2 pseudogenes are annotated in these 557 nt (G+C 49.7%); both read right to left on the bottom strand.

What is annotated here, in order from left to right:
• Window positions 1-300: pseudogene (locus ACQUTD_RS21580) on the bottom strand (hypothetical protein); the annotation flags it as partial.
• A 76-nt stretch (window positions 301-376) separates the two neighbouring features.
• Window positions 377-557 (bottom strand): annotated as a pseudogene (locus tag ACQUTD_RS21575) (hypothetical protein); the annotation flags it as partial.

The following is a 557-nucleotide window of genomic DNA, read 5'->3' as shown; positions in this document are numbered from 1 at the left end:
ACCATCCTCTTTAATACCCCGCGCCAGCTGGCCTTTGATATATTTAACCCAGTCCTTTTCAATTGTCGGGCGTTCAGATTTCACTGCCTGTATTATCTCTAATCTAAAATTATCGAAATGATAAGTCCCGTCATACATAAACATATAATCCGGCAACTCCACCACATACCGCCCGAAGCAGTGTTGCTTTGTCGGCATTTTTCCGCTCATCTCAGACTCCTTTCCCTTTGCCACTGTTCCGCAGCCCTGTAAAGCCAGGGCGATACAACAACTCAGTAAAACCGTTTTTATTCCTTTCATTACGTACTCCCTGTTATTTGCTTTGCTCAGCCTTATCAGCCCGTTCATCTCCGGAACGGGCTGACTGCACAGACTATTACTGACCGTACATCCGGATATCCTCGTCACCGCCCGGGCGCATTTTCAGGCTTTCCAGCACCCACAGGGCCAGTTCTTCTCCGCTAACCTTGTCACGCAGCTCCGGTGGTAAATCACGGGTGTCAAAGCGCCCCGACACTTTGATTAAGGGCTTCATGCGGTTGCCCGCTTCGCTCTCG

Source organism: Enterobacter sp. K510 (assembly GCF_055804875.1).
The sequence above is the reverse complement of the archived record's forward strand: the minus strand, read 5'-3'. Positions and strand labels throughout refer to the sequence as shown.